General features: G+C 41.5%; 18 protein-coding genes and 1 riboswitch. Of the genes, 11 read left to right on the top strand and 7 right to left on the bottom strand.

The genetic code is table 11. From position 1 onward, the window contains the following. Positions 1 to 455: 455 nt before the first annotated feature. Together A33Q_RS14725 and A33Q_RS14720 are read right to left on the bottom strand one after the other, a co-directional pair. On the bottom strand, positions 456 to 1,886 hold the full coding sequence (locus A33Q_RS14725) for an SLC13 family permease (protein WP_009033629.1): 1,431 nt from the start codon (positions 1,884 to 1,886) through the stop codon (positions 456 to 458). A gap of 336 nt (positions 1,887 to 2,222) precedes the next feature. After that, a complete protein-coding gene (locus tag A33Q_RS14720; protein ID WP_009033628.1) occupies positions 2,223 to 3,215 on the bottom strand; it encodes an ABC transporter ATP-binding protein in 993 nt (330 codons plus the stop codon). An 11-nt stretch (positions 3,216 to 3,226) separates the two neighbouring features. Between A33Q_RS14720 and A33Q_RS22205 the strand changes: the two genes are divergently transcribed. Then, positions 3,227 to 3,364 carry a hypothetical protein gene (locus A33Q_RS22205; RefSeq protein ID WP_016255324.1) on the top strand — a complete coding sequence of 46 codons (138 nt, stop codon included), beginning with the start codon at positions 3,227 to 3,229 and terminating at the stop codon, positions 3,362 to 3,364. Positions 3,365 to 4,420: 1,056 nt separating this feature from the next. Here the strand turns inward: A33Q_RS22205 and A33Q_RS14715 are convergent. Beyond that, the gene (locus A33Q_RS14715) at positions 4,421 to 5,455 is read right to left on the bottom strand and encodes an iron ABC transporter permease (protein WP_009033627.1); all 1,035 of its coding nucleotides are present in this window, start codon (positions 5,453 to 5,455) and stop codon (positions 4,421 to 4,423) included. Continuing rightward, complete coding sequence (locus tag A33Q_RS14710) at positions 5,445 to 6,593, bottom strand: ABC transporter substrate-binding protein (protein WP_009033626.1); 1,149 nt, start codon at positions 6,591 to 6,593, stop codon at positions 5,445 to 5,447. Before A33Q_RS14710 ends, A33Q_RS14715 begins: the two co-directional genes overlap by 11 nt. 603 nt (positions 6,594 to 7,196) lie before the next feature. Next, a riboswitch (cobalamin riboswitch) is annotated at positions 7,197 to 7,410 on the top strand. A 109-nt stretch (positions 7,411 to 7,519) separates the two neighbouring features. Here A33Q_RS14710 and A33Q_RS14695 point away from each other — a divergent pair. The 4 genes from A33Q_RS14695 to A33Q_RS14680 all read left to right on the top strand — a co-directional run bounded on the left by A33Q_RS14695 (position 7,520) and on the right by A33Q_RS14680 (position 12,290). Then, positions 7,520 to 9,469 (top strand): TonB-dependent receptor, encoded by a 1,950-nt coding sequence (locus tag A33Q_RS14695; protein ID WP_016255320.1) that lies wholly within the window; start codon positions 7,520 to 7,522, stop codon positions 9,467 to 9,469. Beyond that, the gene (locus A33Q_RS14690; RefSeq protein ID WP_009033623.1) at positions 9,466 to 10,509 is read left to right on the top strand and encodes a YncE family protein; all 1,044 of its coding nucleotides are present in this window, start codon (positions 9,466 to 9,468) and stop codon (positions 10,507 to 10,509) included. Before A33Q_RS14695 ends, A33Q_RS14690 begins: the two co-directional genes overlap by 4 nt. A gap of 290 nt (positions 10,510 to 10,799) precedes the next feature. Next, positions 10,800 to 11,513, top strand: coding sequence for a Dph6-related ATP pyrophosphatase (locus A33Q_RS14685; protein ID WP_040490520.1), 714 nt, complete (start codon positions 10,800 to 10,802; stop codon positions 11,511 to 11,513). 48 nt (positions 11,514 to 11,561) lie between these two features. Next, a complete protein-coding gene (locus tag A33Q_RS14680; protein WP_009033621.1) occupies positions 11,562 to 12,290 on the top strand; it encodes an SDR family NAD(P)-dependent oxidoreductase in 729 nt (242 codons plus the stop codon). Positions 12,291 to 12,875: 585 nt separating this feature from the next. Here A33Q_RS14680 and A33Q_RS14675 read toward each other — a convergent pair. Continuing rightward, positions 12,876 to 13,367, bottom strand: coding sequence for a SixA phosphatase family protein (locus A33Q_RS14675; protein ID WP_009033620.1), 492 nt, complete (start codon positions 13,365 to 13,367; stop codon positions 12,876 to 12,878). A gap of 89 nt (positions 13,368 to 13,456) precedes the next feature. Here A33Q_RS14675 and A33Q_RS14670 point away from each other — a divergent pair, with 89 nt between their 5' ends. Further along, a complete protein-coding gene (locus A33Q_RS14670; protein WP_009033619.1) occupies positions 13,457 to 13,648 on the top strand; it encodes a cold-shock protein in 192 nt (63 codons plus the stop codon). Positions 13,649 to 13,698: 50 nt separating this feature from the next. On the opposite strand, the gene A33Q_RS14665 is transcribed toward A33Q_RS14670, so the two are convergent. Further along, positions 13,699 to 15,078 (bottom strand): amidohydrolase family protein, encoded by a 1,380-nt coding sequence (locus A33Q_RS14665; protein ID WP_009033618.1) that lies wholly within the window; start codon positions 15,076 to 15,078, stop codon positions 13,699 to 13,701. Beyond that, on the bottom strand, positions 15,075 to 17,018 hold the full coding sequence (gndA, locus tag A33Q_RS14660; RefSeq protein WP_009033617.1) for an NADP-dependent phosphogluconate dehydrogenase: 1,944 nt from the start codon (positions 17,016 to 17,018) through the stop codon (positions 15,075 to 15,077). The genes A33Q_RS14665 and gndA overlap by 4 nt, the downstream gene beginning before the upstream one ends. Before the next feature lie 48 nt (positions 17,019 to 17,066). On the opposite strand from gndA, the gene A33Q_RS14655 reads away from it, so the two are divergent. The 5 genes from A33Q_RS14655 (at position 17,067) to A33Q_RS14635 (ending at position 24,312) form a co-directional block, all read left to right on the top strand. Beyond that, on the top strand, positions 17,067 to 18,527 hold the full coding sequence (locus tag A33Q_RS14655) for a DUF294 nucleotidyltransferase-like domain-containing protein (protein WP_040490478.1): 1,461 nt from the start codon (positions 17,067 to 17,069) through the stop codon (positions 18,525 to 18,527). Between the two features lie 256 nt (positions 18,528 to 18,783). Further along, positions 18,784 to 21,111 carry a glucosamine-6-phosphate isomerase gene (locus A33Q_RS14650; RefSeq protein WP_009033615.1) on the top strand — a complete coding sequence of 776 codons (2,328 nt, stop codon included), beginning with the start codon at positions 18,784 to 18,786 and terminating at the stop codon, positions 21,109 to 21,111. A gap of 79 nt (positions 21,112 to 21,190) precedes the next feature. Further along, positions 21,191 to 22,069, top strand: coding sequence for an ROK family protein (locus tag A33Q_RS14645; protein ID WP_009033614.1), 879 nt, complete (start codon positions 21,191 to 21,193; stop codon positions 22,067 to 22,069). Positions 22,070 to 22,158: 89 nt separating this feature from the next. Then, positions 22,159 to 23,526 (top strand): cystathionine beta-synthase, encoded by a 1,368-nt coding sequence (locus tag A33Q_RS14640; protein WP_009033613.1) that lies wholly within the window; start codon positions 22,159 to 22,161, stop codon positions 23,524 to 23,526. 120 nt (positions 23,527 to 23,646) lie between these two features. Beyond that, entirely contained in the window at positions 23,647 to 24,312 is a 666-nt protein-coding gene (locus A33Q_RS14635; protein WP_016255316.1) for a hypothetical protein, read from the top strand. Positions 24,313 to 24,317 lie beyond the last annotated feature (5 nt).

Genomic DNA, 24,317 nt, shown 5'->3' with positions numbered 1-24,317 from the left:
TCCTGTTTTTAACATCTAGTTTATGGGTTAAAAACGGTCAACCTATTTCAGGGAATGACAAGATGAAGGTGGAAAGTGTGTCCTTCGAAATTCATCATTCGATGTTCGATGTTCGGTGTTCATAATTTCGAATAATGAATGGTGAATCAAGAGGAAGGATGAGGGAGGAAGCCTGTCCGACTGGTCATCCAGGCGGAGATGAAGGATGAAGGATGAAAAGAAGAAATTGGCTTGAAAATAGTGGAGGAGAGATTGGAATAGTTCTTTTAAGTGTGTCTGCTAACTTTTCCAAAGTTCAGATTTGTAAACAATGTTTGTTTTTACTTTTGGTCCAACTTTGGAAAAGTTTAAATTCAACTTGTAGTCTTATCTAAACGACACTGGGTTATGAATATCTAAAAGCCTCGTAAATCTAAAATAATGAATGATAAAAGGTGGCATGATCCATTTCAGGTTTATAGATTCATGATAATCAACACATAAACCATAACCATTACAAAAGCCAGAACAGGCCCCACAAATATCATCAGGATACCTCCAGGGCGGAAATTTTTCTGCTCTACCATGCCTGTGGAAAAGGCTATGGCATTGGATGGAGTAGAGACGGGCAAAAGGAGAGCGCAGCTACAGCTTAAAGCTACTACCAAAGGCACTGCAAAAGCCCACATCCCCGGCAATGACAGTCCAAGAGGAACTAAAATGGAGGATGCTGCAGTATTGCTCATGATATTGGAAATCAAGACTGCTATGATAGCAAATACCACAGCTACACCAATTAAAGGGATTGGCAAAGCTGATACTTTTTCCATGATGATATCTGTAAGTCCAACATCCACCATAGCTATACCTAAAGCTAAGCCTCCTGCCACCAGCATCAAGGTGTCCCAGGGAAGTCTTCTTACATCTTCGGACTTGATCACTTGAAACAAGGTAAGCAATACTATAGGAATCGCAGAAGTAGCCGCTATCGGAATTCCATGCAAGGGTTCTGTAAGCCACATGGAAACCGTGATCACCAACGTGAAAAGAACAGCATTTTTTTCAAAGCCTTTTTGGGTTGATGATTTCCCCAATATCTTGCTGAGGTCCAATTCTACTTTTGAGAGTTGGAGTTTTTTGATCAGAAATCTCCAAAAGATATAAATGCCAATCATTGCCGTTGGCAAACCGAATAACATCCACTCTATAAATGTGATGTTGATGCCTTTTTCTTGTAGGGCTCCGACAGCAATTGCATTTGGAGTACTTCCTATGATGGTACCCATGCCCCCAAGTGTAGCTGCTGCGGGTATTCCCACCATCAGTGCTTTGGTGTAAGCAGAGCCTTTCCCCATAGCTCTTGCCAGTGGAAGGATAGAGGAAATCATCATGGCGGTCGTTGCGGTATTGGACATCACCATTGATCCGATTGCAGTGGTCAACATCAGGCCCAGTAACAAACGGTTTGGATCAGCTCCAAATTTGTCAATTGTAAATTTGAACAGCGCCCTGTCCAAATTGGCGATACTCATACCTTCAGCCAAGAAAAAACCGCCCAAGAGCAGCCAGATGACATTACTGGTCCATGTACCCAGGTACATCTCCACCGGGGTTTTGTGTTCTTCACCGAGAATAAAATCAGTTCCAAAACCCAATAATAGTCCTGCAATGATAAAAATCCCTACTGCAAAAGGCGGTATGGCTTCAGTGACCCAAAGTCCAACTGCCAAAATGCTCAGGAAAAAAACATAATTGATATCGTCAGCATAGCCTAGATTGTTGAAAAAAGAAGATATAAAGATGGCTAGCGCAAAGTTTCCCAGAAAAGTGGAGCTGGCCCAGATCCAGCCATATTTTAGTTTTTTAAAGAGACGGAAAGCAGCTCGTCTTGAATCATTATAAGCCATATCAAAAAGAAATTATTAGTGGTCTTGTAAAAATAGGGAAAAAGGTTTTGGGGATAAAAAAGCTTTGAGAGATTATTGGATTTAATTTTATAAGTATATCTGCAATTAGAGCACTTACCAATTTAAATAAGGGCTTGGATCAATCCGATACTAATAGATATTAGATATTCATTGATATTGGCTTGAAATCACGGGCTTATACCACATTTAAAGCTATACTGGTAAGAAAGCGGATAATCATGTATTTTAATTTCTATTAGGATATTAGTATTGTAAATATCCAGAATTAAACTATTAATCAATTTTATAAGTATCCGATTAATTGCACGTAGCCAATTACCGTTTTGAACCAGTTCTAATTGCCAAATGAGAAACCAATTGCTCGATGGAAATGAAGGTAAGCTTTTCTGGTCCATTAGTATATTCAATCTGAAAAGGGTTTTGTTGGATGCTCAATTGTATTTGAGAATTGGAAAAATCAACTTCTGATTTCTTCAGGGCATTTTGGACCCATTTGACTGCCACGGGATCTCCCGTGATCAGTGGGGAATTCCAATTGCGGGACTCCTGCACTTTCCCGTTTTCCGGATCAAAGACCAGTTTTTCGTCCGGTAGCATAAGATTGATTTTTCCTTCCAAAATCAGATCCTCGGGGCTGCCATGTACCAGAGGAAATCCGCACTGCATCAACCAAAAGACATCTGCTGTATCGATGGCAATATCTAAGTCATGGGTGACGACCAACACAGCCTTATTTTCCTGAATGGCGATTTCTCTCAATAGGTGCATGATTTCGTATCGGTTGACCAGGTCCAGGTGGGCTGTTGGTTCGTCCAAGATCAGGATTTCCCCATCCTGACTCAGAGCCCGGGCAATCATCACTTTCTGTAATTGCCCGTCAGAGATTTCTGAAAGGCTTTTGTCACGGATATAATGGATTTTGGTGACCTGAATGGCTCGTTCTACGATCTCTTTGTCCTGAGAGGACAGGTTTCCCAGCCATCCGGTATGGGGGATTCTTCCCAAGGCCACCAATTGATAAACAGTTAGGTTTCCGGAGTTTACTTTGTCTGTCAGGACTACGGCGATCTTTTTAGCCAGTTCTTTTTGGGAAAAAGTGGCAATGGCTTTGTATTCCAGGGTAAGGGTTCCAGCGAGAAGGGGAAGTTGACCGAGAATGGTTTTGATCAAGGTAGATTTTCCCACGCCATTGGGTCCTAGGAGGCAGGTGAGTTTTCCTTTTTGAAGGGAAAAGGATAGTCCTTCTGCCACTGGGATGGAGCTGTCTTTTTTGGAATAGCCAATGCTGAGATGGTTTGCCTGTAGCATTTGAATCAAAAATGTGGAAATCCAAACTTAAGGGTTTTTGGGGAGAAATTTTTGATGTGGGGGAAAGAGAGGTGGTTGCTTTTTTTCCGCCGGTACTGGTGATTTTTTATTCTCCCGTAGATATCGCAGATATCGCAGATTTTTATTGATATATAAAAGACGCTTGGGAATGCAAATTCAAGGTAAAAGACTAATTATAGCTTCACCTTGTCATACTGACGAAGGAAGTATCTATCTACACTTTTCAATATCCAAAAAAAATAACCACAGATGGCACAGATCTACACAGATAAAGCTTCGCTTTGGAGAAGGATGAGGCAGGGATTAATCATCTTGAAATGGAGGCCGATTTTTGCCCGCAGATATCGCAGATGCCGCAGATTTTTATTGATATATTAAAAGACGCTTGGGAATGCAAATTCAAGGTAAAAGACTAATTATAGCCTCACCTTGTCATACTGACGAAGGAAGTATCTATCTACACTTTTCAATATCCAAAAAAAATAACCACAGATGTCACAGATCTACACAGATAAAGCTTCGCTTTGGAGAAGGATGAGGCAGGGATTAATCATCTTATAATGGAGGCCGATTTTTGCCACGGAGGCACAGAGTAGCACAAAAGGGGTTTAATGTTTTGGCTCTGTTGCTACCACACCAATTGTCTATGTTGGAAAATTGGTTAAAATGTACTTTTCAATCTAAAATCTTTGATCTATAATCTAAAATTACATTGTGCCAGAGGCACAACCCATTGGTAGACAATTAAAGGTCAAAGTTCTATCCCGTCCTGTAAGGACGGCCCAGCTTTGATCTGATAAAAAGGATTGAATTAGTTCAATATCCATAAGTATCCACCAATAACTTGTCCACTGTGGCGGATCCATTTAATATCAAATAAAAATAACCACAGATGACACGGATTTACACAGATAAAGCTTCGCTTTGGAAAAGGATGGGGCAGGTAAGAAAATCTTTTAATATCCATTGATTATAAAAAAAATAAATATTTCGACTAAAGTCGGTAATAGTTATGACTCTGCCTTTCCCGCCGGCTAAAGCACGGCGGAAATTATTTTGACTCCAAGATAATTAATCAAATCAATTAACCATCTTGATTCGACTAAACCCCATTTTGAAGGAACAGTACTTATACAACGTCACCCCAATCTAAAATCTAAAATCTAAAATCTTCAGTCTCCCCCTCAAAACTCCTTCGAAAAGTTCCTCCTCAGAATCAGCCAGATCACCATGGGGGCACCGACAAGGGAGGTGACGGCATTGATGGGTAGGGTCTGGGCGGAACCGGGCAGTTGGCTGAAGGCATCGCATACCAAGAGGATGATGGCACCACTTAGGGCGGAAGCAGGGAAAAGAATCCGGTGATCACCTGTTTTGAATACCAATCGCGCCACGTGGGGCACGGCAATGCCTATAAAGGCAATGGGCCCGCAAAAGGCAGTGGCCGTCCCGGCCAAAATACCGGTGCTGATGATCATGCCCCAGCGCAGGCGGTTAATGTTGACGCCCATACTGCTGGCATAAACTTCACCCATCAACATGGCATTGTAGGATTTCAACATCATAAGTACCGGAATGGCACCGATCAGAGTGGCCAAGGCAAATCCAAACAACTGATCGGTCTGTGTACTGCCCAAACTGCCCATAGACCAAACTGTGAAGAGTTTGAGTTGCTCGGCTTCTGTAAAGTAGGCAAGCACGGAAATCACTGCTGAAACTGCGGAGCCAAACATCAAACCTACAATCAATAGGGTCATGCTGTCTTTGACCTTCCAGGCTATCAGGCTCACCAAAAGTAAAACCAATACTGCTCCGGTACTTGCGGCTATAATGATGGCCCAGACTCCCAGGCTGCCACTGTACACCGACCAGCCAAATGCTGATCCGGCCATGATCAACATGGCTACGCCTAGGCTGGCCCCTGAACTGATCCCCAATACAAAAGGTCCTGCCAGTGGATTGCGGAAAAAGGTCTGCATCTGTAGTCCACTGAGGGAAAGTGAAATTCCCGCCAAAATAGCAGTGAATGCTTTTGGCAGGCGATAGTCCATCACGATGGTTTCCCAGGAGGCTTTGCTGAAGGTGGATCCGAAAAATCTCCCGATCACTTCTTGGAAGGGAATATTCACGGAACCCACAGCCAGATTGGCCCAAAAACAAAGCAGGCAAATCAAAAGTCCGAGGACAAATAACAGGGGGTATTTAGGCTTATTTTTCATCCAGTTTTTGGTAGAAATAGCTTTGGTAACCCTCTATCAACTCAGGATGGAGGATTTTGATCAGGTCTTTGAGGATCAGGTCAGGACGAAGGTAACCCAATTCGAAATATTCCAGTCCTCCAGTTGCCCCCTTTTTCTGCGAATAGGTGTAGATGTTTCCATTTTTGAAAGCGGTAAAATGCGCATATCGGGGATCAGCATTTTTCATTTCACGCAAATTTGGATAGTCAGCAGCGCCAATCCAAAAATCAGCATCCTGAGCCCGATCCAATACATATTCAAAATTGAGTTGGGTGGATCCACTACCTTTTTGATCTTCAAAAATATAAGTTCCGCCAGCAGCTTCCAACAGTTTGGCACCCCAGGAATCGGCTCCGGGAACATACCAAATGTCCTTGTACATCACTCCTGACATGACTGTTGGTTTTTCATGGATATTGGCCGTTAGGGAAATGGCCTCGAGGTAGTCCGCTTCAATTTCTTCAAATGCATCAAGTGCTTCTTGAAACTTTCCTGTGAGCGCTCCAGTGAATTTTATCCATTCTGCCCTGCCAAGAGGGTGTTGCTCCACATATTCCCCATTCAGGACAGTGGGTATGCCTGCTTTTTTCAACATCTCCAGATTGCGAAGGTCATCGCCCAAGGTGGATATCATGACCAGATCAGGTTCCAGGTCGATCATCTTTTCAATGTTGGCCTGGGCACCGGAGCCCAGCTCGACAACTTGTCCACTTTCTATTCTGGCCCTTGTTTTTCCCGAACTGATCAGGTCTGTATTGGGAAATCCGATCAGTGCCTCGGTTATGTTCAAATAATCCAAATGGGGCACCTGAGTGGTGGAGGTAAGGATGACCCCCTTGGGTTTGGAGGGGATGACAGCATCGAAACTGCCCATTTCTTGGGTGAAATCGGCTCCTTCCCCGATCCAGTATTTGAGTATGGATTTTTGGTCTGGAAAAGCTTTGCTGACTTCCACTACTTTGTAGCCTTCACCTTGAAAAATGGAAAAACCAGTGGCGTAACCCAGCTGCATATCCTCCAGGTCTTGGGTGTCCTCTATTTTTTTTTCGGTACAGGAAAAAAAAGAGGTCAAAGCAAAAATGAACGTAATTGTAAGTATGGGAAAGCGAAAATTCATAGGGATTGAATATGGACTGAATGGCAAATATAGGGATATATACTGAGCGTCATTCTGAGTTATTAAAATTGACATTTACAGAAAGGAAATGACAGTTGGTGTACGTCATCCTGATCCGGAGCTTGCGGAGGTGAAAGCCTGTCCCGCAGCATTGCGGGGGATCTCTTTCCCTTAAGAGTGGGAGATTCTTCACTACGTTCAGAATGACGGTCCCTATAATCTATCAATGGTAGCGGGGAAGGAGCGAAGCATCTCCCATAGTTTAGGAGATGCTTCCACTCCGCAAGCTCCGCTACCATTGACATAAGCTTAGGGATCGTCACCCTGAGTGAAACGAAGGGTCTCTCTGCCTTGAGAGAAGGAGATTCTTCGCTCGTTCCTCACTCAGAATGACGCAGCAATAGAGGTCATTCTCTTTTCTATACATTTCCTAAATGTTAAAATCTCAGCATGACGCGTAATTTTGTCATTACCCTTTCTAAACATTTTCACCAATGTTAACTTCAAAGGATGGGGTCTATAAATCTGATTGTTGGCCCAATTGTTAGCCAACAAAAACATGTTTTTCATTATTTCTGAAAGGAAAATTCAAATTCATGTGTAAGTTTGCGATTGGAAAATGGTTCCCGAACCAAAATTTTGTTCGGGATTAAAAGGGAATCCGGTTTGAATCCGGAGCTGTCCCCGCAACTGTAACCCCATCCCGAGCAATCGGGATAGTGATTTGCCCACCTCATGCCATTGTCCCGATTGTTCGGGGTGAGAAGGCCGGCAAATCCAGGGAAGCCAGGAGACCTGCCTCTTTCCTCTAGATTCAAAGCTTTCGGGTTGAAAGGCTGGGATTAAATTCAGAACTGGAAGCAGGTTTTTACCTACTCCACTTTCGTCTTTTTCTCCAATCATTACTTGAAATGGCTTTGAGTTAAATGTGTCATCATTTAATTCTAAAGGCATTGGTATTGCGTATTTTATTGTTTTTTACTTTGGTCTTCTTTGGTCAGGTCCGTATGGCTTTTGGCCTTGCTGACGCTTTGTCCGGAGCGGACTCCTTGCCTGCTTATGGAGATACCTTAGATCTCCTTGGGGTGGAAGTGTATTCATTTCCGGTGGAAAAATATGCCCATGGACAATCCGTCATCCGGATAAAGGAAAGAGACTTGGAGCGCTTTCAGGGACAGGCTTTTACCGAGTATTTACAGAAACAGACAGGCTTATTTCTTCGGCAACATGGGCCCGGAATGCTGGCATCTTTGACGATGAGGGGCACTTCTGCCGGGCATAATGCAGTATTTTGGAACGGTTTACCCATCAACAGTCCCTCTCTGGGGCAGGCAGATTTCTCCATTCTTCCTGTAGGAGGATTTGATCAGGCAGAAATCCTGTTGGGGTCAGGCGGGGCTTTGTTTGGCACAGATGCGATCGGAGGTTCGATTCATCTGCATACCCACCTTAAATTCAATCAGGGTTTTCAGGCACAGATACAGTCCAATGTGGGGAGTTTTGGTTTGTGGAATCAGTCCGTGCAGGCTGGGTACTCTTCCGAAAAGTTCTCCTCGCGCACACAGGTGTACAGAAATTTTTCCCGCAATGATTTCCCTTTTAGAAATCTATCCAAAATAGGAACCCCGATAGAAAGACATGATCATGGAAGGGTATTGCAGTATGGTCTGGTGCAGGATCTTGCCTGGATGATTTCACCAAAATCCCAGATCAGTAGCTCGCTTTGGTACAATGATACAGATCGGGAAATTATCCCCCTGATTGGTTCCAATACAGAGGATCAGCAACAGGACAGAAACCTGCGCTGGGTGGTGGATTATTTTTATTTCGGTGAAAAGAACATGCTGAACCTAAAGGCAGGTGTGGTCGATGATGAGTTGGTTTTCAATGTTGGCTCGGTCAACCAAACCCGACAATATTTTCTTTCCGGGGACCTGGAGTGGAATATACTGCCTGAAATCCAGGCTAAAAGCGGAGTCAGACAGACATTTGTCCAAGGCAATCTCAGCTCTTATGAGGCGGAGGAAAGCCGAACAGAATTATACCATTCCAGCAATTTTTTACTGAAGGAGAACCTGCGCTTTTCACTTAACCTGCGTCAGTTTGTCTATGATGGCAACCTTGCGCCCTTTACGCCAAGTTTGGGAGGAGAATGGATGGTATTTCGGCTAAAGGGGCAGGAGTTAGGGCTAAAGGGAATGTTGGCAAGGAGCTTTAAGGTGCCGACTCTGAATGACAGGTTTTGGGTGCCGGGAGGGAATCCTGACTTATTGCCGGAAGAAAGTTACAGTGCTGAGTTGGGGCTGGTTCATCAATTGGAAAAGGGAGCTTTTCAGCTAGAACAAAGCCTGACCCATTTTCAGATGTGGGTAGAAAACTGGATCATTTGGTTGCCAAGAGGGAGCTTTTGGGCCCCGGAAAATATCAGGGATGTACATAATTCCGGGTTGGAGTACACTTTCAAATCAAAATATAAACTGGGACGAACTGTACTCGGTCTAAATGGGAACTACGCCCTGAACAGGGCCATCAATCAGACGGACGTCAATGCCAATGACAGGAGTGCCGGGAAGCAACTGCCTTACACACCGGTACACAAGGCCCAAGGGCAAGTGGAGGTAGAAAGAGGGCTTTTTTCAACCTTTGTCAATCACCAATGGGTGGGGCATCGGTTTATCGCAACAGACAATATCGGCAGTTTGCCTTCTTACCGCCTGTGGGATGTGGGATTCAGGTATCAGTTTCCTGAAAATTTTTTTTTAGCAGGACAAGCCGGTTTTCAGGTGCACAATGTATTGGATACCGAATATCAGATTTTGCACCTGCGTACCATGCCAGGAAGAAACTATCAACTTAATATAACTTTCAGACTATGAAGAATGTAAAAATTGGGTTGCTGCTGTTTGTAGCAGCATTTGCTTTTTGGGCCTGTGACAATGAAGGGCCTCAAATTCCTTTAGGTGAATTTGAAAGAGGAGTGCTCATTATCAATGAAGGTGCTTTTGGAGCCAATGACGGTGAGGTTTACCATTTTACCGGAGGAGAAAATGTGACAGCAGATATTTTTGAAAGGGTAAACAACAGGCCTTTTGCAGGTTTGATACAGGACTTGGTTGAGCGTGATGGTAGGACTTATCTTGTGGCCAATACCGGTAAAGTGGAGGTAGTAGACACAGGAGACTTTTCCAGTTTGGGTGCGGTAACCGATGACCTGGACATTACCCGCTCTTTGGTAGTATATCAGGATAAATTATACATCTCTGATTGGGGTCCTTATGATGCCAATTTCAATAGTCCTGAATCCTACATTGCAGTAGTGGAAAACATCAATGGAGGTGCTGTGGCGAAGAAAATTGCCGTTTCCAGCAGGCCTGAAAAAATGGAAATTGTAGGAAGTAGGCTGCTTGTGGCCAATGCCCAGAATATGGATGTGGTCAATCTTGAGGCAGATACTTTGGCGAGCACGGTAGAGATTCCCGGAAATCCGGTTAAATTTTTAAGGATTGATGGAAATCTTCATCTTTATGCCAGGCAATCTGACAAGATATTTTTTCACAGAATCAATACCAATAACTTTTTAATTCAAAGTACCATTGAAATCCCATTGGAAGGGGCAACAAGTAATTTGACTTTGGGCAGAAATGGGGAAGCTTATGTGGTGACTTCCACAGGTTGGCCGGATTATGATGATGCTGTGGCTAAAATTTCCCTTTCCCAGGGGAATGTCATTGACGCCTCCATTTACAGAGGTTCGGGTTTTTATGGAATTGGATTCCAAGCTGGTGAAAACAGGGTTTTTGTAGCCGATAACAATGGTTTTCAGGGCAATGGTACCGTGATTGTGTTAGATGAAAACGGTGAAGAGGTCAAAACTATTCCTGCGGGTAGGGGACCTTCGGGATTTGTGTTTAAATAAAATTTTATTTAGATATTGAATAAGGGCAAACCTGGCAGGTTTTTTAATGGAATTTAGGTTATTTATAACCAATTCTCGTTTCCATAACCTGTCAGGTTTAATATTTCCTTTTCAATACCGTTGAGATTAGGATAGCTTTTCCAAAGTTGAGTTCTTTACGCAATGATTGTGTTTACTTGATTGAAACTTTGGAAAAGTTTAAATCCCTACCTTTTCCAAAGTTAAGATTAAGACAGTGATTGGTTTCTCTTCTATCCAACTATGGAAAAGTTTACAATCAAATTGAAAACATGAACAAAGTCAAAGTTTCCTTAGCATGGTCCGGTGGTAAAGATTCCGCTTTTGCCCTATGGAGTCTGCTTAAGGATGAAAGGTATGAGGTGGTCAGTCTACACACTACTTTCGGGGAAGAAAGCAGAAGGGTAGGGCTTCACGGCATACATGAAGATCTGATCCAACAGCAGGCTGAGTCAATCGGATTACCTTTGGACAAGTTATTTTATCCTGCCTCCCAGACCAATGCTGCCTATGAAAAAGTAATGTCAGGATATTTGAAAGAATTGAAGAAAAGAGGAGTCAGCCATATTGCCTTCGGGGATATTTTTTTGGAGGATTTGAAAAAATACCGTGAGGATCAACTTAGGGGAATGGGAATGGAATGTGTGTTTCCACTCTGGGGAAATGATACCAAAAGTTTGTTGGAGGAGTTTTTGGGACATGGCTTCAAGACATTAGTCTGTGCTGCGGATGCAGCTCTTTTTGAAGAAAATCAGGTGGGAAAGGTATTGAGTCTGGAATTGGTCCAAAATGCTAAAAAGCCCATTGATCCCTGTGGAGAGAACGGGGAGTTTCATACTTTCTGTTATGAGGGCCCTATTTTTCAAAAGCCTGTTGATTTTGATCTTGGGGAGACCATTTCCAAAGCATATAAGTTTAAAACCGATGATGGAGTTGAACATTCCAAAAAGTTTTGGTTTAAAGAATTGAAGGATTTTGTGCAATAAGGCTAATTTGAAAAAGATCTATTTTACACTTCAAAATTTAATTCAAACATGAAATCATTATATATCATCACAGGAAGCAGTAAAGGTATAGGAAAAGCATTGGTGGATGCATTGCTTGAAGATCCGGTCAATGAAGTGATCGGTATTGCCCGTTCGGAACAAGTGCTGGACAAAGGGAATTTTACTCCCTTGAATTTTGACCTGAGTGATTTTGACCTGTTAGATGAAAATCTTTTCAGGATTTTCCCTGAAGCTGAGTATTCTAAAATTGTTCTCATCAATAATGCGGGTTGGATTGGGCCAATCCGGCATGTCGGAAAGCTTAAGCTGGAGGAAATCAAAATGCTTTTTGATCTTAATGTGGTGGTTCCTATGTTTTTGATGGATGCCTTTGTAAAATACTATGCTTCGGCGAATGCTGAGAAGACCGTGGTCAATATCAGTTCGGGTGCAGCCAAAAAAGCCATTGACGGTTGGGCAGGATATTCCTCTTCCAAAGCGGCATTGAACATGATGACAGAAGCGGCACAAGTGGAGGCAGATTTAGACGGTACAGGAATCCGGTATTTTGCGGTGGCACCAGGAGTAGTGGATACGGATATGCAGGGTGATATCAGAGGAGCTTCAGAAAAGGAATTTTCCAAGTTGGATAAGTTCGAAAAACTGAAGTCCGACAATCAATTGAGCAGTCCTCAGGAAGCAGCCGAAAAGATCATCTTTCTGATCAATCATAGAGATAAGTTTGAAGGGGTGTTGCAGGATGTGAGAGAGTTTTGAGATGGTAGATTTAAGATTGTTGATTTAAGATTTACGGGCGGCTTGATAGGTTTGATCGTCAACTGCGTTCTTTCTGAATATTAAACTAATTCAATCCTACTTTTCAAAGCGAAGCTTTATCTGTGTAGATCTGTCATATCTGTGGTTTTTAATTTTTCGATACCGAAGGTTGCTAAAAGATACTTCCTTCGTATCATAGACATCGATCGGAGCGACAGGTCTCTGAGTGAAGTGAAAGCCTTCCCCGATTCTTTCGGGGAGTCTTTTGATAAAAATGGCAAGAGATTCTTCCTTCGTACCATTAACAAACAGCTATTTCTCGCGGCGATCGCTGCGACCTCGCTGCGCCCGCTGCGTGAAACCTTTTGTCATTTGATTATCTGTAAATGTTAATTTTAAAATCTCAGTATGACAAGGAGGTGCTATTGACAGTGCTTTAGCTTGAATTTGCATTTCCCAGCTTCTATTCTATCTGACTATAAAAATTGTGGCATCTTGGAAACCTGCCGGCACATTCAAGACCCTTGAGGTTATAAAAACCTCAAGGGTCGGCGTCAGCCATATCTACAATCAAAAATCCACACTCTACTTTTCCTTTTTAGGATAATCAAAAAAACACTTATTTGCATTTTTTGCTGATATTTCTGACCAGAAATCTACCTCAAATTCTATCCCGAATTGACCGGATGTGGGTAAGTTGTCTATTTCAAATCCCATTTTGTCGATGAAATCATTGAAACCAGGATTGTGTCCAAAAACAAAAAGCGTCTCTATGGAATCATTGCATTGCTGGATCACCCGTAGGATTTCAGATGCCGAGGAATGATACAAATCAGGGGTCAATTGGATTTTTTCCTTTTGGAATTTCAATTGTTCTGCGGTGATCAAAGCAGTGGTTTTTGCTCTTTCAGCATCTGAGGAAATCATGGCCTCAGGCATTACTCCCCGTTTTTTTAGCCTTTGTGCCATACGGGGAGCATCCCGTAGTCCCCTGTCGGCTAAGGGTCTTTGGTGGTCACTTAAAAAAGGGTCATCCCAAGCGGATTTGGCATGTCTAATTAGTACAAGCTTTTTCATTTGACCAATTTAACGAAATAAATTTTTGTTTTTTAAACAAGTCTATTTACATTTAAAATACATTTAACCACATATTTATCTTATTTATTATGCTTACCGGAACAGTAAAATTCTACAATGAAGCGAAGGGGTTTGGTTTTATCATTGATGACGAATCTCAAAGCGATGTTTTTGTCCATGCCACTGGATTAGTGGACAAAGTAGCCCAAAATGACAAAGTTACTTACGATGTGAAAGAGGGCAAAAAGGGCCCCAATGCTATAAATGTTAAAAAAGCATAGTTAGTGTTTGTTACCCAGTTCTATGAAAAAAGCCCTTAACAGGGCTTTTTCTATTTTCTGAGGTTTTTCTTTTCTATTCTTCTCAGCTCCTCCTCCAATTTATCTTTTGTAATCCATTGACCTCTTAACATCAGGCCTTCTACTTCTCTTAAGACTTCCATATTTTCCAAAGGATTGCCTGAAACCATCACAAAATCAGCACTGAGCCCCTCTTGAATTTTCCCAAACTCATCTTCCATCTCAAAATATTTTGCAACGTTCACTGAGCCTGATTTTAGGATTTCATAAGGAGAAAGTCCGGCTTTTTGCATGGATTTGATTTCATTGTGAATGGAGAATCCAGGCACGTTGAATACCTGAGGAGAATCCGAACTCATGATAACGGGCACACCACCTTGATGTAAGGCCAACAACATTTTCTCACGGAATTCAAGATAAGGTTTAACATTTTCCTCTTTGAGCATCCCCTGATTTTCAAGAAGTTTTTTCTGGTTGACCCATTGCTGTACCTGGATTCCAGGCATGTACTTCATTTCAGGTTCCAACCTGAACTCGTCTGCGGGTATGTACCCGAAAAATCTCTCAAATAAGGTCAGAGTTGGCGCAATCCAAGCTCCTCTTTCTTTGGTCAGAGCGACCAATTCAGGGATTCTATTTTTGTCACCTTCTTCTACCAGAAGCATGCTAAAGGGGCCTGCCACCTGAGGATCCAATCGCTCCCTGTCATCAATCAATGCTTCAATATAACCATCCATGTGCTCCACAGATCTGTAACCGTGGTTCAGGGAATTTTGAAGTCCTACATCCAATGAAATATGCCCTCCAAATTTGATGTCGACCTCTTTGGCAGTTTCAGCAATAGCCAAAAACCTAGGCATGTCCAGCCCTGGGTGTAGTTTCAAATGATCGTAACCTGCTTCTTTTTGGGCTTTTACCATCTCTGAGCCGGATTCCGGGCTTTCTACACTGTCTCCGTTCAAGGAGGGTCCAGCTGCAAAGATTCTTGGGCCGATGATTTCTCCGGAGTCAATCTTTTTTTTGAGTTCAAGATGGGAAGGGTGACCTATCATTCCTCTGACGTTGAGAATTCCATTTGCCAAATAAAGCCACATGGTATCTTCCAGGTATGAAAAATCATCCGTATTTGTTGTGGGGATGTGAGAGTGCATTTCAGCCAATCCCGGGAAAATGTAATTGCCAGTCCCATCAATGATTTCCACATGGGCTGGTGTTGGAGCATTTGCATCCAAAATTGACTTGATCTTACCATCTATTACGTGGATGGATTTTTCTTTGGAAACTGCATCGGAAGCCATACTCAGGACGTGGACGTTTTTCACCAAATATTCCTGGGCCTTAACAGTACTGACCCAAATAACCATTGCTGCCACTGTTCCGATCAGTCGTATAATTGACAATTGAGTTTTCATGATGATGGAGGTTTATTTTGTGAATTAGGATTGCTTTGTTCTTTGGCCTTCTGCCAATCGGTATGATAAAAGGCCCCACTTGCATCATTTTTTCTTTGGTAGGTATGGGCTCCAAAATAATCCCTTTGGGCCTGGATTAAATTGGCAGATGAATTTTCAATGATTCTTCCGAGAAGGTAATTTGCCGAAGCAGAAAATACCGGCAATGCAAAATCATGGCTCAGACCCAAGCCTATAATATAAGTCAGGTCTTTTTTGAGTTCTTTTACTTTGGAAATAAATTTTTTATGCCTGAGCAAACTGTCTGTTTCTTGATATACTTCTACCAGTTCTTCCATCAGACCAGACCGGATGATGCATCCATTGGTCCATATTCTTGAAATTTCGGAAAAATTCAAATTCCAGCTGTACTTGTCTGAGACTTCTTTCATCAAGCTGTATCCTGTTTCATGATTGATGATACGACAAAGCATATAGGCATTTTTTACTCTTTCCATCAAGATAACTTTATCTTCTCCAAAAGCCCTGAAGCTGTGGTTAAAAAGCTTTGAAAGTTCACTTCTCTTGGTTTTTTGAGACGAAAGCTGCCTGGCTGTCACAGCTTCAGCAAGCGGACTGTAAGGTACATGGTGGTTTAGAGCAGTGATAAGCGACCAGCCACCGGTGCCCTTTTGTCCTGCAGCATCCAGAATCAAATCCAGGAGATATTCTTCCCCTTCTTTGACGGCTAAGATATCAGCTGTGATTTCCAAGAGGTAGCTTTGAAGTCCATCATTTAACCAATTTCGCATGATTCTGGAAATTTCCGATGGATTCAGTCTGAGACCAAAACGCAAAAGGTGTACGACTTCAGCAATAGCTTGCATTTCCCCGTATTCAATACTGTTGTGAACCATTTTGATAAAATGGCCTGACCCTTCCGGTCCCACATAAGTCATGCAGGCATTACCATTTTTGTCTTTTGCAGCTATGGATTTCAAATAATCTTCAACCTGTTCAAAAGCTTCTTTATTTCCTCCAGGCATCAGAGAAGGACCTTTCAGTGCTCCCTCTTCACCTCCCGAAACACCCATAGCCAAGTAATGAATGCCTTTTTCCTGCATTTCGCTTACCCGCCTGTTTGAATCTTCATAAAAGGAATTGCCCCCATCTATGACAATATCTCCTTTTTCTAAAAATCCTGACAACTGATCTAGTTGTTGGTCAATTGCAGAACCTGCCGGTATCATGAGTAATATTTTTTTGGGAGACTCCAGTGATTGTAGGAATTCACCGAGATCATCATATCCCCTCAGGTTCAAGTCCAGATTTTCTTCTGCAAAGGTGCTCGCTATTTTTTCTTCTTTCCCTTGAACAGTTCGGTTGTAAACCGAGGTGCCGATGGTATTGCTTATAAAGTTCAAAGCAAGGCTTTTTCCCATGACACCCATTCCAATTATTCCTATTTTGGATTTCATATCAAAATTTTTGAGGTATTTGATAATACTAGAGCCCAACTCTTCCGGCGTACCTGCCACATTCAGATGAAGGCCATATTCGGGTTCCTCCCATGTGGCCAACTGGGAGTCTAGGAGGCCCGGGTTCATGTAGTGATCTTTCCGATTGTTGAGGCGCTCTTCCAGAATTCCTTTTTCACCATATAAATGGATCCAATGAATATTTTGGCTCACTTGCAGGGTTTGCCTGTAATTTTCTCTTAATGCGGAACAAGCAAGGATGGCACCACCTTCCTTTTCCCATTCAAGAATATGATTGGCTAAATTTTCTAACCAAGGAGCCCTGTCATGGTCGGTGAGAGGAATTCCTTGGGTCATTTTCTCTATATTTGATGAAGGATGAAAATCATCAGCATCAAAAAATGGCAGGCGGGTTCTTTTGGACAACAAAGAACCTATGGTGGTCTTTCCACTACCTGAAACTCCTGTTACTATTATTATCATAGTCGAAGTTAAGAAATTTAATTATTTTCACACTTATTCCTTTCTCTGATGAACCTAGAAGCCAACCTTAATTCGCAGATGTTCTTCACCCAAAAGGTGGGAGATATTCAATCCAGAGATATCAGAATTTGTGATCCATCTACTCCCGTTTATAAAGTAGCTCAAATGATGGCTCAGGAAAAAATATCCTGTTTGTTTGTTGGAGAAAATGAGTCTGAAATCCAAGGCTTCGTTACTGATATCACACTTAGAGATAGTGTGCTTGCGCACAACCTCCATGCGTCCATAGCTGTAGGTGAGGTTATGGATAGGGGCATAGTCCATATTGAGAAAACAGCCTTGCTTTATGAAGCACTTCTTTTGATGTTTCAGACCAAAACAAGATACCTGTTGGTAAAAGATAAAGGGGATTTTGTAGGTATGATCAGTAGAAATAAAATTCTCACTTCCCAATACCAAGGCCCATTTATTTTTATTCAGTCTCTGAAGCAATCGCAGGATACTGCAGAACTTGCCCAAAAGTGGAGGCACGTCCCCAACATGGTCTATCAGTTGGTTGAAAAGGGCCTGAGGGCTCAAATAGTCAATCAGATCATCACTACGATTAATGATATCATCACCCTGAGAGTGATAGAAAATACAATCCGTGATCTGGGCCCTGCACCTGCTAGTTTTGTGTTTATGGTATTGGGTTCAGAGGGAAGGTCTGAACAAACCTTGGTGACTGATCAGGACAATGCCATTATCTATGAAGACAAGGCCAACGAGCAAAGGGAATTGGTTCGGGAATACTTTCTTGAATTTGCCAATAGGGTTTCTTCAGCATTGGATACCATAGGCTTTGAGTTTTGTAAAGGTGGATTTATGGCCAAAAACCCCAAATGGACACACTCTTTATCTCATTGGAAAAGAAATTATGAGGCTTGGATTCAGGAGTCGACTCCAGAGACCATGATGAAGTACGCCACTTTCTTTGATTGCAGGGCTATATATGGTGATTTTGGTTTGTTGGATGAATTGAAAGATTTTATGGATACCCATCTCCAAAATCCCACAGAAAGATTTTTTATCAATCTAGGAACCAATGCGCTGCAATATGAACCGCCCCTGACTTTTTTCAGAAAAAACATCAAAACTTTCAAAATTGACGGAGAGGAACATTTCAATGTCAAACATACCATGACGCCCATTGTAGATCTTACAAGATTATTTGCCCTCAAGCATAGGATTTTTGAGACCAATACCGGGAAAAGGATAGAATTGCTTCAGGAAAAAGGAGTATTTACTCCCAAAGAAGCCAAGGAGCTCAGTCATGCTTATTATTACCTGATGGGGATGCGCTTGGAAAAGCAATCACTGAGAATCATCAGAAAAGGCAAGAAACCAGTCAATTATGTAGCATTGAAAGAACTGACTAAAGTGCAAATGGTGACCCTCGTGGAAATTTTCAAGGTGATTAAAGATTTTCAGTTGAAAATAAAGGTAGAATTTACTAAGAATATATTTTAGGGAAGATAAATTATCTTTTATAAATTTTTTATAAAAGTCTATGATTTAAATTAAAAGTTTTTTTATTTTGTAAAACAATAAAGTCTTCAGCAGTATTGAGAATATTTGAAAGTTTAGGGAAGCCTGTCAAATGCTGTTAAATTCTTTATTTTTAATTATCCCAAAATTACCGAATTATTGCTTGAGGATAGGCTTCAGGTGATACTACGGAGGATTGAATCAATCAAGAACACAAACAATCAAAAATAACCATCATATGCTCAGCAATTATCCTCTATCAGAAGTTGAAAAAGCATTTCTAGAAGAATCAGGAGTAAAAAGCATCAGTTCTCAAATTCCCTATTTACTTGTGGACAATTTTCCAAAACTGGGATTGATCACTGCATGTAGATTTCTGGAATGGGCTTCCAATAATCCCCAAGGGGTAATCAGTCTTCCTACCGGAAAGACGCCTGAATATTTTATCAAGTGGTCTCAGTATCTTTTGCAAAACTGGGATACCAAAAAGGGGAAGGAGATCAGAGAAAGGTATAATCTAGGGAATACCAAAAAGCCTGTATTGAGCGAATTGACTTTTGTACAGATTGATGAATTTTATCCGATTTCATCCAAGCAAAACAACAGTTTTTATCACTATGTAAATAAGTTTTATTTGGAAGGATTCGGGTTGAGCAAAGAAAAAGCAATCCTGATCAATTCGGATGAAATTCCACTTGCGGAGGGCAAGCATTTCAGGGAAATATTTCCGGACATGAAGGTAGACTTGTCTCTGAGGTTCAGGGAGCCAAAAACACCCATGGAGAAATTGCAACAGCAATCCATTTACCTGATAGATCAATGGTGTGGAGAATACGAGCAAAGAATCAGAGATCTGGGTGGGATCGGTTTTTTCCTTGGAGGCATAGGACCTGATGGACATATAGCCTTTAATACCCGAGGTTCCCATATTTTTTCTACCACTAGATTGACTGAAACCAATTTCGAAACCCAGGCAGTAGCGGCAGGGGATTTGGGTGGTATTGAAGTCTCCGCAAATAGATTGGTGATCACCATTGGCCTGGATACCATTGTTTATAATCCGGATGCAGTGGGGATTATTATTGCAGCCGGCGAAGCCAAGGCTCAGATAGTCAAAGATAGTTTGGAAACTCCATTGGATAATATTTATCCTGCTACAGTATTACAAAAGCTTAAAAACGGGCGCTTCTATCTTACCAAAGGGGCTGCAGTGAAGCTTTCGGATTCTGTGGATACCTATTACAGATCAGGGGAATGGACATGGGAGAAAACAGAAAGGTCTGTAATAGATCTTTGTAAAAGACTGAAGAAATACGGTCACAGGTTGAAACTTGAAGACCTCAAAAATGATAAATACACTTCTATGATTCCTGACCTATCCGAAAATACGGTCAGTAAGGTGATGGAAAGTGTAGTAGAAAAACTTAACAGGGGTTTGTTAAAAGAGAAAAATGAAGTTCTGCTTCATACTGGGCCTCACCATGATGATATTTCCCTAGGAATATTGCCTCATATAACCAACCAATTGCAAGAGAATAGCAATGAGGCCCATTTCTCTGTTCTTACCTCCGGATTTACAGCAGTGACCAATACTTTCGTGATTGATACTTTGCTGCATACCAAAAAGCTTTTGGATGATGGAGAAATCCAGATGGTCCATTATGAGGATTTCTTTGAGGTAGGTTACAAGCTTAAGACAGATAAAGATGTCTATCATTTCCTGACCAAGGTAGCAGCAGAAGATGAGATGGGCAAAAAACGGGGACTTTGCCACAGGGTAATCCGTGCTTTGGTTACGATCTATGAGGTTAAGAACAAGCAGCAGCTCAGAGAAACTATCAATGATGTGATCAGCATTCTGAGAAACTCCTATGATGGAGAAAAGAACCCATCCAAAATCCAAACTTTAAAAGGGATGATCAGAGAGTTTGAGGAGGAGCTTGTTTGGGCTCACTTCGGGGTACAGGTCAAGAACGTCCACCATTTGAGACTAGGTTTCTATACGGGGGATATTTTTACTGAGCAGCCTGATAAAAAGCGGGATGTGGAGCCGATTTTGGAAATGTTCCGAAAAATCAACCCAACCAAACTCAGCTTGACTTTAGATCCTGAAGGTTCGGGCCCTGATACGCATTACAAGGTGCTTCAGGCTACTGCTGAGGCTGTAAGGCAGTGGAGCGAAGAAAAGGATTTGAGTGAATTAAGGATTCTTGGTTACAGAAATGTTTGGTTCAAATTTGAGCCTCATGAGGCCAATGTCATCGTACCAGTATCCTTGGGTGATATGTCGGTAATGGAAGATTCCTTCTCCAATTGTTACCTCAGTCAGGTTAATGCTTCTTTTCCAAGTTACTCTCATAACGGGAAATTCAGCACCGTGGCAAAAAGAATTTGGGTAAGCCAACTCAATGATATCCAACTTTTGTTGGGAAAAAACTATTTCTACTTACATGAAACAGCCAAGGTAAGATCAAGTCATGGTTTGATTTTCTTTAAAGACATGAATGTGGAAGAATTTCTCGCGCATGCCAGAGAACTGGAGAAATCCATAGAAGGCATGTTGTAAATTATGCTCAGACCTATTTGCAGGTAAGGAAAGGGCTCGCCCTTTCTTTACTTGTTTTGATAACCCAAAGAATCAACCTATGCTCAAAACCGAAAGACCTATTTTGGGAATGGATATCGGAGGCACCTCTATCAAAGCGGGGGTGTTGGTAGGTAGCCAATTAGTAGATATCAGAAGTATACCTACACCTGCGCAAGAGTCGCAGGATTTTATTTTAGCAACCATTGCTGATTTTATAAAAACTTACCTTCACCATGATTTTTATGCCATAGGGATTGGTATTCCAGGCCTGATAGATGTGGAAAATGGCATAGTACTGAATTTGGGGAATATACCTTCTTTCAAAAAAGTACACCTGAGAGATTATCTGCAAGATGTTTTTTCAAAACCGGTATTCATCAACAATGACGCAAACTGCTTTGCTTTGGGGGAATACCGATTTAGTGTAGCTGAAAACTTCAAACATGTAGTTGGGATTACTTTAGGTACAGGTCTGGGTGCTGGTATTATTGTAAACGGACATTTGTACTGTGGGCACAATTGCGCTGCAGGAGAATGGTGTTCCTCCACTTATCTGGAACACAACTATGAATATTATTGCAGCAGTAAATTTTTCATTTCCAAATATGGGTTAAAACCCAAGGCCATGTTTAAAAAAGCACAAAAAGGGGATCCAGAAGCAATTGAAGCTTATCAGGAATTTGGCCATCATTTGGGAGAATTGATCAAAGTAGTACTTTACTCCTTAGCACCACAAGCGATCATCTTGGGAGGATCCATCAGGAAAGCTTATCCTTATTTTAAAGATAGCATGATGGAGACTATTTCTACCTTTCGCTATCCCTCTGTGAGCGGCAATTTGAAAGTTCTGATCAGCAATTTAGATGAAACAGCTATTCATGGAGCTGTGGCACTGGTGGACGAATACATCTCCCAACCCAATCCAGTATCCGGATGACAGCAAAATAATATTTGGGAAAATAGCAGGGCTAAACTTTCAGCTCTGAAATTATTCGTAACTTGCGGAAAAATCAGAACCCAAATATTATGATTTATAATTCCATTATAGAAACCATTGGCAATACCCCCTTAGTCCGCCTCAATAAATTGAATCAGGGCATAAAAGGTGATGTTTTGGTAAAAGTAGAGTACTTCAATCCAGGTAATTCCATGAAAGACCGCATGGCGATCAAAATGGTTGAAGATGCTGAAAAGGAAGGTATTCTAAAGCCAGGAGGTACAATCATTGAAGGTACAAGCGGCAATACAGGAATGGGGCTTGCTTTGGCTGCCATTGCAAAAGGGTATAAGTGTATTTTTACCATGGCTGACAAACAGTCAAAAGAGAAAATTGATATCCTTAAAGCGGTAGGAGCCGAAGTGATAGTTTGTCCCACAAACGTATCCCCTGATGATCCAAGGTCCTATTATTCAGTAGCCAGAAAATTGAATAAGGATATACCCAATTCTTTTTATCCAAACCAATACGATAACTTATCCAATACCAAAGCTCATTACGAGACTACAGGTCCTGAAATATGGAAGGATACTGAAGGTAAAATCACGCATTATGCAGCGGGAGTGGGCACTGGTGGCTCCATGTGTGGAACAGCCAAATACCTCAAAGAGCAAAATAAGGAAATTGTGACCGTAGGGATAGATACTTACGGATCTGTATTCAAAAAATATAAGGAAACAGGGGAGTTTGATGAAAATGAAATCTACCCTTATCTTACTGAGGGTATAGGAGAGGATATTTTACCCAAGAATGTTGATTTTTCAGTAATTGATCATTTTGTCAAAGTAACCGATAAAGATGCCGCTGTGATGACCCGAAGGCTCTCCAGAGAAGAAGGACTATTTGTGGGTTGGTCATGTGGCTCAGCCGTTCATGGGGCTTTAGAGTGGGCTAAGAAAAACCTGAAAGAAGGAGATACTATGGTAATTATTTTACCAGATCATGGAACAAGGTATTTAGGGAAAATCTATAACGATGATTGGATGAGAAATCATGGTTTTCTGGAAGATAAGTCCTACGGTACAGCCAGAGATATCATTACTTCAAGAAATGGAAATTATGAGTTGTTGGTTTCTCAAAAGAATGACAAAGTGAAGGATGCCATTGGTCTGATGAATGGTAAAAGCGTTTCCCAGATACCAGTGATGGATAATGGACAGGTAGTGGGAAGCATTACTGATAACAAGCTGCTTTCAAAAATCATTGAGAACCCTGCTTTAAAAGATGCTGAGGTAGCTGAGGTGATGGAGGACTCTATGAAGTTTGTCGCATTGGACAGTACTTTAGATGTGCTTTCATCTATGGTAGACAAAGAAAAGGCAGTTTTGGTAAGAGATGAGAACCATAGGGTACATATCATTACCAAACATGATATTTTGGAAGCCATTACTAAATAAAAATATTTAAAGAGATAGGAATTTAATTTTCTATCAAACAAAAGTGTGAAAATCTGAGATATAAGGATAAGTAAGGCAGGATAGCGATATCCTGCCTTCATTTTGTATTCAAGCTGAAGAATGAGTAAAGAGAAGTTAGCGGTTTTAAGAGCAAAAGGTTACGATTTCGATATACAAAACCTATTCGAAAGAGCATGGGGCATGTATAGGATACAGCCCTTGTTAAATGCTTCATTCACCATGCTGATCATCTCAGCCAACCTGTTGGCAGCTTTATATTTAAAGGATTACGCGTTTCTTTACTCCCTGTTTTTGGCACCACATCTTTTTTCCGGATTTTATTTTGTGGCCAATAAGTTTAGTCAGGGACAGCAGGTGGTTTATCCTGACTTCTTCAAAGGGCTTTCGTTTTATATACCTATATTTTCTGTTTGGCTGATTGGTCAGATGATCACTGCATTGGGTTTTGTAGCCTTGGTCATTCCTGGGGTTTATTTTCTGGTTGCTTACAATTTTGCTGTGTTGATGGTAATTTTTGGAGGTTTTGATTTTTGGACAGCATTGGAAGAAAGCAGGAAATTAATTACAGTTCGTTGGGGGAAATTTGCTGTCCTTGTTATTATCCTGATTGTCATCAATATTTTAGGTGCTTTGCTGTTTTTGTTTGGATTGATTGTGACCTTACCAATTTCCTACTATGTGACATATATTTTATTTGAAGACTTGACCGAAGATGTCTTTGCCGAGGAAGGCAGTGGTCAGAGTTCTTATTCATCCGGAAGTTGAGGAAT

Origin of the sequence: Indibacter alkaliphilus LW1, from assembly GCF_000295935.2 — a bacterium.
In the GTDB taxonomy this organism is placed as follows: Bacteria; Bacteroidota; Bacteroidia; order Cytophagales; family Cyclobacteriaceae; genus Indibacter; species Indibacter alkaliphilus.
This window is presented reverse-complemented; position numbering and strand designations above follow the sequence as displayed.

Excerpts from the sequence above, each read along its gene's own strand:
- A33Q_RS14675 (WP_009033620.1), bottom strand. The coding sequence starts at position 13,367 with ATGAAAAAGCTTGTACTAATTAGACATGCCAAATCCGCTTGGGATGAC.
- A33Q_RS14725 (WP_009033629.1), bottom strand. The coding sequence starts at position 1,886 with ATGGCTTATAATGATTCAAGACGAGCTGCTTTCCGTCTCTTTAAAAAA.
- A33Q_RS14665 (WP_009033618.1), bottom strand. The coding sequence starts at position 15,078 with ATGAAAACTCAATTGTCAATTATACGACTGATCGGAACAGTGGCAGCA.
- A33Q_RS14715 (WP_009033627.1), bottom strand. The coding sequence starts at position 5,455 with ATGAAAAATAAGCCTAAATACCCCCTGTTATTTGTCCTCGGACTTTTG.
- A33Q_RS14695 (WP_016255320.1), top strand. The coding sequence starts at position 7,520 with ATGTGTCATCATTTAATTCTAAAGGCATTGGTATTGCGTATTTTATTG.
- A33Q_RS14680 (WP_009033621.1), top strand. The coding sequence starts at position 11,562 with ATGAAATCATTATATATCATCACAGGAAGCAGTAAAGGTATAGGAAAA.
- A33Q_RS14685 (WP_040490520.1), top strand. The coding sequence starts at position 10,800 with ATGAACAAAGTCAAAGTTTCCTTAGCATGGTCCGGTGGTAAAGATTCC.
- A33Q_RS14710 (WP_009033626.1), bottom strand. The coding sequence starts at position 6,593 with ATGAATTTTCGCTTTCCCATACTTACAATTACGTTCATTTTTGCTTTG.
- gndA (WP_009033617.1), bottom strand. The coding sequence starts at position 17,018 with ATGATAATAATAGTAACAGGAGTTTCAGGTAGTGGAAAGACCACCATA.
- A33Q_RS14640 (WP_009033613.1), top strand. The coding sequence starts at position 22,159 with ATGATTTATAATTCCATTATAGAAACCATTGGCAATACCCCCTTAGTC.
- A33Q_RS14635 (WP_016255316.1), top strand. The coding sequence starts at position 23,647 with ATGAGTAAAGAGAAGTTAGCGGTTTTAAGAGCAAAAGGTTACGATTTC.
- A33Q_RS22205 (WP_016255324.1), top strand. The coding sequence starts at position 3,227 with ATGTGGAAATCCAAACTTAAGGGTTTTTGGGGAGAAATTTTTGATGTG.
- A33Q_RS14650 (WP_009033615.1), top strand. The coding sequence starts at position 18,784 with ATGCTCAGCAATTATCCTCTATCAGAAGTTGAAAAAGCATTTCTAGAA.
- A33Q_RS14690 (WP_009033623.1), top strand. The coding sequence starts at position 9,466 with ATGAAGAATGTAAAAATTGGGTTGCTGCTGTTTGTAGCAGCATTTGCT.
- A33Q_RS14670 (WP_009033619.1), top strand. The coding sequence starts at position 13,457 with ATGCTTACCGGAACAGTAAAATTCTACAATGAAGCGAAGGGGTTTGGT.
- A33Q_RS14645 (WP_009033614.1), top strand. The coding sequence starts at position 21,191 with ATGCTCAAAACCGAAAGACCTATTTTGGGAATGGATATCGGAGGCACC.
- A33Q_RS14655 (WP_040490478.1), top strand. The coding sequence starts at position 17,067 with ATGAACCTAGAAGCCAACCTTAATTCGCAGATGTTCTTCACCCAAAAG.
- A33Q_RS14720 (WP_009033628.1), bottom strand. The coding sequence starts at position 3,215 with ATGCTACAGGCAAACCATCTCAGCATTGGCTATTCCAAAAAAGACAGC.